Source organism: Devosia insulae DS-56, from assembly GCF_000970465.2.
Taxonomy (GTDB): Bacteria; Pseudomonadota; Alphaproteobacteria; order Rhizobiales; family Devosiaceae; genus Devosia_A; species Devosia_A insulae.
Window position 1 is genome coordinate 1 of sequence record NZ_LAJE02000120.1, and the last position, 7,789, is coordinate 7,789.

9 protein-coding genes are annotated in these 7,789 nt (G+C 64.5%); all 9 read left to right on the top strand.

Going from position 1 to position 7,789, the window contains the following annotated elements; all coding sequences use genetic code 11:
• The coding region (locus tag VW23_RS29780) for a lipoyl domain-containing protein (protein WP_425285202.1) at window positions 1–266 on the top strand (266 nt) is incomplete at its 5' end.
• Between the two features lie 31 nt (window positions 267–297).
• Entirely contained in the window at window positions 298–1,311 is a 1,014-nt protein-coding gene (locus VW23_RS07770) for a C-terminal binding protein (protein WP_069909011.1), read from the top strand.
• Entirely contained in the window at window positions 1,311–1,997 is a 687-nt protein-coding gene (locus VW23_RS07775; RefSeq protein ID WP_069909012.1) for an E3 binding domain-containing protein, read from the top strand. Before VW23_RS07770 ends, VW23_RS07775 begins: the two co-directional genes overlap by 1 nt.
• Before the next feature lie 304 nt (window positions 1,998–2,301).
• Window positions 2,302–3,072, top strand: coding sequence for a GntR family transcriptional regulator (locus VW23_RS07780; protein ID WP_069909013.1), 771 nt, complete (start codon window positions 2,302–2,304; stop codon window positions 3,070–3,072).
• Window positions 3,073–3,361: 289 nt separating this feature from the next.
• Window positions 3,362–4,684, top strand: a complete 1,323-nt coding sequence (locus VW23_RS07785) for an ABC transporter substrate-binding protein (RefSeq protein WP_069909014.1) — start codon at window positions 3,362–3,364, stop codon at window positions 4,682–4,684.
• 111 nt (window positions 4,685–4,795) lie between these two features.
• Window positions 4,796–5,737 carry a carbohydrate ABC transporter permease gene (locus tag VW23_RS07790; protein ID WP_176730352.1) on the top strand — a complete coding sequence of 314 codons (942 nt, stop codon included), beginning with the start codon at window positions 4,796–4,798 and terminating at the stop codon, window positions 5,735–5,737.
• 1 nt (window position 5,738) lies between these two features.
• Window positions 5,739–6,599, top strand: a complete 861-nt coding sequence (locus VW23_RS07795; protein WP_069909016.1) for a carbohydrate ABC transporter permease — start codon at window positions 5,739–5,741, stop codon at window positions 6,597–6,599.
• Window positions 6,600–6,607: 8 nt separating this feature from the next.
• Window positions 6,608–7,492, top strand: coding sequence for an SMP-30/gluconolactonase/LRE family protein (locus tag VW23_RS07800; protein ID WP_069909017.1), 885 nt, complete (start codon window positions 6,608–6,610; stop codon window positions 7,490–7,492).
• Window positions 7,493–7,632: 140 nt separating this feature from the next.
• Window positions 7,633–7,789 (top strand): phage terminase small subunit-related protein (locus VW23_RS29785; protein ID WP_425285189.1); only part of this gene is annotated, 157 nt, incomplete at its 3' end.

Consider the following 7,789-nt stretch of genomic DNA (forward strand, 5'->3'; position numbering starts at 1 on the left):
CCGCGGCTCCGGCCCTCGCGGCCAAATCCGACGACGAGCCGATCAACATGCCGTTCGGCGACCTCACGGTGTCCGAGGGCACGCTGGTCAAATGGCTGAAGGCGGTCGGCGACGCGGTGAAAGAAGGCGACGTGGTCGCCGAGATCGAAACCGACAAGGCGGTGGTGGAGATCGAAGCGCCGGCTTCGGGTACACTGAGCGCCATCGACCAGCCGGTCGGTGCGGTGGTGCCAATGGTCGGCCGCATCGGCGGCATTCGGAAATAACCAGCGACTGCCGAGGGCAGCGGAGGAAGCGATGAAGATTCTGTGCGTCAACTGGCAGGCTGCCGACGATGCCGAGCTGGAACGCCAGCATTACCCGGATGTCGAGTTCATTCTCGCCCGCTCGACGGCGGATGTCGCGGCAGTGCTCGACCCGGAGGTCGCCAAGACCGTCGATGCGGTGATCAACCATTCGCCGACGCTGAATGTACCGCTGCCGCCGACGGCGTTCCCCAATGCCAAGATCGCGGTGCGCTCGGGCGTCGGCTTCGACAATATCGACACCGCCGGCTGGGGCGCCCGCAATATTCCGGCCTGCAACGTGCCCGATTATGGCACCACCGAAGTCGCCGACCACGCCATCGCGCTGATGCTGGCGCTCACCCGCGGCACCTATAGCTACCCGGCCGAAATCGCCGTCGACGGGCTCGAGGGCTGGCACTTCTCGAAAGCGCCGCTGATCCGGCGGCACAAGAACGCGACGTTCGGCGTCATCGGGCTCGGCCGCATCGGGCTCGCGGCGGCACGGCGCGCCGCCGCTTTCGACATGAGGGTGGTATTCTATGATCCGCACCTGTTGTCGGGCGTCGACCTCTCGACCGGCTACGAGCGGGTGCATTCACTCAACGAACTGATGGCGCGGGCCGACGTGGTGTCCGTGCATGCGCCGCTCAGCACCGAAACGCGTGGGCTGCTCGGCACCGAGGCGTTTGCCGCGGCCAAACCCGGGCTGATCGTCGTCAATACGGCGCGCGGCCCGATCATCGACGTCACGGCGCTGGAAGCCGCGATGCGCCAGGGGACCGTGGTGGGCGCCGGGCTCGACGTGCTGCCGAACGAGCCGGGGGATCTCGACCACCCGCTGATCAAGGCCTGGCGCGCCAATGAGCCGTGGATCAAGGATCGGCTGATCGTTACCCCACACGCAGCGTTCTACAGCCCGGCTTCGATGGTCGACCTGCGGCTCAAGTCGATCGAGGTGATCCACGCCTACCTGACCGAAGGCCGGCTCACCAACTGCGTCAACCGCGAATACCTGAAGCGCTGATGGCTGCCACCGCGCTCCAGCCTCGTCGTGCCGCCTCGCCCTATGCCCGCCGGCTGGCGCGTGAGCGCGGCCTCGCGCTGGAGGTGCTGACGGGCAGCGGGCCGAATGGCCGGATCGTCGCGGCGGATATCGAAACTTATGTGGTTCGCCCCCCTGCCCCAGCGGCAGCCAACGGTCCGCAGGCTTCAGCGCTCGGCACGACGATCCAGCTGGCAACGCTGCTGCAGTTGCTTGCCGGTTTCGCCGATGCCGACACCCCGTTCACGCTTGAAGACGTGGTGCTGCGAGCGGCCGGCTGTGCGCTGGACGATGTGCCGGAGAGCCATAGTCTCGCCGGAGCGCCGGTGGCGCTGGAACAGCCGGCCGGGCAGCTGGTGTTCGCCGATATCCGCAAGGGTTCGCTCGCACCGCTCCGGGCCCGGCGGCTCAGGGCGATCGAGGCGGGCATTGACCAGTCGGCGGAGCCGGCAGCGCTGTCGCTGAAGCTGCTCGCGGCCTCTGAGATTCGGCCGGTGATGATGCCGCTGAAGCCTGGCCGCAACATGCGGCTGGTGCTGGCGGCGGGTCACGTGACGGGGGAATGCCTGTTGTCGTTCGACGCCGCAGTGGTGAGCGAGGACGCGGCGACGGAGCTGCTGACGCGGTTCAAGGCGTATCTGGAGTTGCCGCTGCGGCTGTTGGCTTAGGGGTGATTGCGCCGATCCGTTCGAACCACGACCGGCCGTCATCCCGACGCAAGTCGGGACCCACTGCTCGGAGGGCTGGTGAGATGCCGTCCGTGCCGGTCTGTCACGGCAAGGTCGGCGCGGCTCGAGCGAATGGAAACGCCGGCGCACTGGGTCCCGGCTTTCGCCGGGATGACGGCCGGTGGGTGCGGATGGAGCGAAGGCAAGACCGCCCCACATAGACGGGGACGACGTGAACGCGCCGGTTCGCTGCAACGAGTTCGTGCTATTATCATAGCCACACCTGTGAGGCATGGCTGAGTACATGGACGACCTGAACGCGACGATTGATCTGTTGCCGAAGCGCGCGCTGGCGCGGGCCCAGGGACCGCTGTACCGGCAGCTCGCGGATATCCTGCGCGAGCCGATCACTTCGGGCGCCTTTCCGGTCGGCGGCGAGTTGCCCAAGGAAGCTGTCATCGCCGAGCGCTTCGGGGTGAGCCTGATCACGGTGCGCCAGGCGCTGCGCGATCTCGAGGCGGACGGGCTGATCAAGAAGCGGTCGGCGAAGCCCGCCGTCGTCACCTCGGCGGCGCCGCCGGTGACGCTCAGCTGGACGTTCAAGAACTTCGCCGACATGGCGGCCTTCACCAAGGACGCCTCGCTGAAGATCAAATCGTACAAGAAGGAAAGCTCGCCGCTGCTGCAGCGGCATTTCGGGCTCAGTAAGGATGAGCAGGGTTATTGCCTGCGCTCGATCCTCGGCGTCGGCAAGCAGAAGAAGGCGCAGATCACCACCTACTTCCCGCCCGATATCGGCTCACAGTTGAAGAAGGAAGATTTCAACGACGTGCTGATCTTCCGCGCGGTGCAGCGCCGGCTCAACATCCGCATGGCGGTGGCGCATTGCACCATTCGCGCCGAGATCGCCGATGCGGTGGTCGCGGCGGATCTGGGTGTGGCGGAAGGCTCGGCGATCCTGGCGGTGGAGATGATGTACCAGTCGTCGGACCAGCGGAACGTCGAGTTCTCGATCGCCCGGCATCCGGCCGACATGTTCTCGATCACTTACGACGCGCCGAACGACCTCGCCTGACCGGCCGTCGAAAAGTCTGATGCCTCAGCCAGCATCGGCATGGACAGCATTATAGAATTATAATAGCATCATAGCTGCTGGAGGAGTTGTTTCCGCTCGTCCGGCCGGAGCGCGACAGTTGAGGAGCTGCCGCGTCACGAGGGGAAGCCTGAACACATCGTTTCTGTCGCTGGTGGCCATCGCCACCGGTGTACGGATAGTGACGTTTGATACCGGTATCAACCGTGGTCGGACCTGGCGCAGAGATGGCGAATGACCGTCGCGCCGGGCTCCAAGAGGAGGAACAAACATGAACAAGCCAGGCAACGGCCTGTTGCTCCCGCGCTCGATGAGCATGGGGCGCCGTGACTTCCTGAAGCGGACCGCAGTGGCAGGGCTCGCCGCGGCCCTGGCGACGCCAGCGCTCGCCCAGAATGCCAAGATCAAGATCCCGCTGGTGTCGTGGATGTGGAACGAGCCGGGCCGTGGCGACGCCTGGCGGGCGATCCTCGCCAAGTTCCACGCCGAGCAGAGCGACGTCTTCATCGAGGAAGCCGGCGCGCCGTTCAACGAATTCACCAACAACATGCTGATCCAGTCCCAGTCCGGGAAGATCAACGGCGCGCTGTTCCACACCACCCCCGACCTGGTGGTGCGTCTGCTGCGCGGCGGGCACCTCGAGCCCCTGCAGGATATCGTCGACAAGCTCGGCATCGGCGACAAGCTGAGCGCTGCACATGACCACCTGCGCATCGACGGCAAGGTGCATGGGCTCGACATCGTCACGGTGAAGTTCGGCCTGCTCTACAACTCGGCCATGTTCGAGAAGGCCGGCCTTGGCGCGCCAGCCTCGGTCGAGGAATGGGTCGAGACATCGACCGCGCTGACCAAGTCGCCGGACCAGTTCGGCATCTACTCGCCCCACCTGATGAGCGAACCAGGCGATTTCTGGTTCATCCTGCAGCAGTGGGCGGTGATGTTCGACGGCGTCTGGGCAGATGGGCGGAAGCCCTTGGTCAACACCGCGCCGGTGATCGAGGGCATGAAGCTCTTCAAGACCATGTACGACAAGGCGATGCCCAAGGGCACCGACACGGCGACGGCCAACCAGATGTACGCCAATGGCCGCATCGGGCAGCAGCTGATCGTCTCGGCCGCAGTCAACATCTGGTCGAGCTCCGGGCCGGACATCTATCCGTCGCTGCGCAGCGTCGTGCCGCCCGGCCCCAGCGGCAAGGCGATCACCCGCATCCATCCGATCTGCGTCAACGCCAACGCTTCGGACGACGAGAAGGCCGCCGCCAAGGCTTTCGTCGAGTGGCTCTACAAGCCCGAGAACTATCAGGAACTGATGGAACGGTGCCTCGATGTGGTGCCGCCCTATCCGGAGGCGATCCGCCAGGAATACCTCGACAAGCAGTTCTGGGCCGAGGGCTACCTCGCGGGCAAGTCGATCACGCCGCTCGAGATCATGGGCGACTACATCTTCTTCAACCAGGAGTTCGGCAACGTCGTCATGGACAAATTCTCCGAGGTGCTGGTCGCCGACCGGCCGGTCGAGGACGCCATGGCCGATGCCCAGCAGGAGCTGGAGAAGGCGTCCGAACGGCTGTTCGAAGGCTTCACCCTGTAACGGCCGAGTTGAACCTGTCGGGGGCGTTCCACGGGAGCGCCCCCGATGGTGTGTGAGTGGGACGAGGGCCGCATCGGTCGCTCAAGTCGACCTCCCGGGAATATCGAGCGCATGTTTCAATCAGCGACTGCAGAGGCGGTGGAAGAGCGCGCGAGGCAACGGCGTGGGTGGAATCGACACCACTCCCTGCCCTACGCACTGGTCTTGCTGATCGTCGCCTATCTCGGCGTCTTCATCCTGTTCCCGATCGCCCAGCAGTTCCTGACCAGCTTTTCCAACAATGTCGTCGGCGTCGACAAAGTCACCTGGGTGGGCCTGCGCAACTACGAACGGCTGTTCGAAGACGAAGACTTCTGGTTCGCCGTGCAGGTCACCTTCACCTACATGGCCTTCGTCGTCGTTGGAGCCGTGTCGCTGGGGCTGCTCGCCGCTTTGTTGCTGAACCGCAAGTTCCGCGGCCGCAACCTGGCGCGGAGCGCCATCGCGGTCCCCTGGGCCTTCCCGGAAATCTCGGCCGTGCTGGTCTTCCTGTGGATGTGCAATCCGACCTTCGGGGTGATGAACGTCTTCGCCCGGCTCATTCCCGGCATCGAAAACAACCTGAACTGGCTGTCCGACCCCAAGCTGGCGATGCCGCTGGTTATTGCGCTGTCGATCTGGAAGGCGTTTCCGTTCACCTTCCTCGTCATCCTCGCGGCGCTGCAGGCGATCCCGCGTGAGACCTACGAAGCGGCAGAGGTCGACGGCGCCAACCCGTTGCAGGTGCTCCGCCACATCACCATCCCCGAGATCACCCCGACCCTGCTGCTGATGGCCGTGCTGATGTCGATCTTCTCGTTCAAGCAGTTCACGCTGATCTGGCTAACCACCGGCGGCGGCCCGTATGGCGGCATTACCGAAACCCTGGTGCTGCGCATCTACCAGACGGCGTTCCGGTTCTTCGACCTGGCCTATGGCGCCACCCTCGGAGTCTCGGGCTTCGTCATCGTCCTCGGGCTCACCCTGCTGTTCGTCTATGCCCAACAGCGGCAAGACCGCGCGAGGAGGCGCTGAGATGGCGGCATCCTCGACTGCTGCAGTCCACAAGCTGCGCCGGCTTGGCAAGGGGGTGGCGTTCTACGCCCTCATCCTCGGTTTCTGCGCCGCAGTGCTGTTCCCGGTCTACTGGATGATCGTCAATTCGATCCAGCCGCTGAACCACGGCATGCAGTTTCCACCGCCACTGATCCCCAAGGAGATCAGCTTCCTGCCGTTCATCACGCTGTTCGAGAATTTTCCGGTAGCGCGCTGGCTGGTGAACTCGCTGCTCCTGGCCGGGATGACGACGCTGATCGTCCTGGCGCTGGCGGTCTTGGGCTCGTTTGCCATGACCTTCCTCAGGTGGCGCGGCAAGGCGGCCTTCGGCTTGCTGCTGCTGATGACCCAGATGCTGCCCGAGGCGCTGGTGGTCATTCCGGTTTACGCGATGTATCGGAACCTGGGGCTCTCAGACAGCCTGCCGGCCCTGTCGCTGGTGGACGCGGCGTTCATCCTGCCGATCTGCATCTGGATCCTCAAAAACTCCTTCGATTCGATCGCCGAGGAAATCTATGAGGCCGCCCTGATCGACGGCTGCTCGCCGCTCGGGGCGCTGGTCCGGACGCTGTTGCCGTTGTCCGCGCCCGGGCTGGTGGCGATCAGCGTGGTGTCGTTCTTTTATGCCTGGAACGAATACCTGTTCGCGGTCACGCTGGTCACCTCACCCGATATCCGGCCGGTGGCTGTGGGCCTCGCCTCACTCAAGGTGATGCTCGATACGCCGATCGACCGCGTGCTGGCAGCGGCGCTGTTCTTTTCCATCTTCCCGGTCATCTTCTACCTGCTGATCCAGCGCTACATCGTCGCCGGGCTCAGCGCCGGGGCAGTCAAAGGGTAACCGTTTACATGACCTGGGACATCACCTGCGTCGTCGACGCCAAGGCCGAACTCGGCGAAGGCACCATCTGGGACCCAAAAGCGGGGGTGCTGTGGTGGATCGACATCTGGAGCAAACTAATCCACCGCTATGATCCGAAAACCGGCAAGGACGACACCTGGGAAGCGCCGGAATTCCTCGGCTGCATCGGGCTCAGGCAGAAGGGCGGGCTGGTCGTCACCATGGTGTCGGGGTTCTATTTCTTCGACCCCACGAGCGGTGCGTTCGAGGCGATCGTCGATCCCGAAGCACACCTCGCCGATACCCGCTTCAACGACGGCAAGCCGGATCGGCAGGGCCGCTTCTGGTCGGGCTCGATGTTCGAGGCGCCGGGCAAGAAAGTCGAGTTCATCGGCTCGCTGTACCGGATGGACAAGGATCTCTCGGTGCACCGGATGATCGAAGGGGTCGGCTGCTGCAATGGCCTCGCCTGGAGCCCCGACAGCAAGACCATGTATTTCTCCGACAGCCACACGACGATCGTCCGCGCCTATGATTTCGATCCGGTCACCGGCGACATCGAGAACCAGCGCACCTTCATCGACCTCGATGGCAGCGGCGGCATCGCCGACGGCGCGACGGTCGATGCCGATGGCTGCTATTGGGTGACCATCCCGGTGACCAGCCGGGTGAACCAGTACGACCCCCAGGGCAAGCTGATGCAATCGATCGTGTTGCCGACGGACCTCCCCACCTGCTGCGAGTTCGGCGGCGACAACCTCGACATCCTCTATGTCACCACCGCGGTGCTGAAGCGGCCGGCGGAGCACTTTGTCGGCCAGAGCAATCCGGGTGGGCTGTTCGCCATCGATGTGGGAACCAAGGGCCTGGTGTTGCCGGCGTTTGGGGGGTGAGGGGCGCTGCTTTCTCCCCACCCACGGCTTCTATCGCCCCAACCACCGGCGTCATCCCCGCGTAGGTGTACTGTTCCGGCGGATTGGCGGGATGGACTCGGTGTAGAACGAGGCGTTGCCTTTGTCAGGGAGCGCTTGGGATGGATCTGAAGTTGCACGCCAATGCGACAACGACGCCGAAGACGCGGGCCTACATTCAGGCCAGCACGGCGAGCGTCGCGGACCTGGCTGTCGAGCTGGGCGTCAATGAGAGCACGGTGCGGCGCTGGAAGGGCCGGACCTCAGTGGCCGATCGGT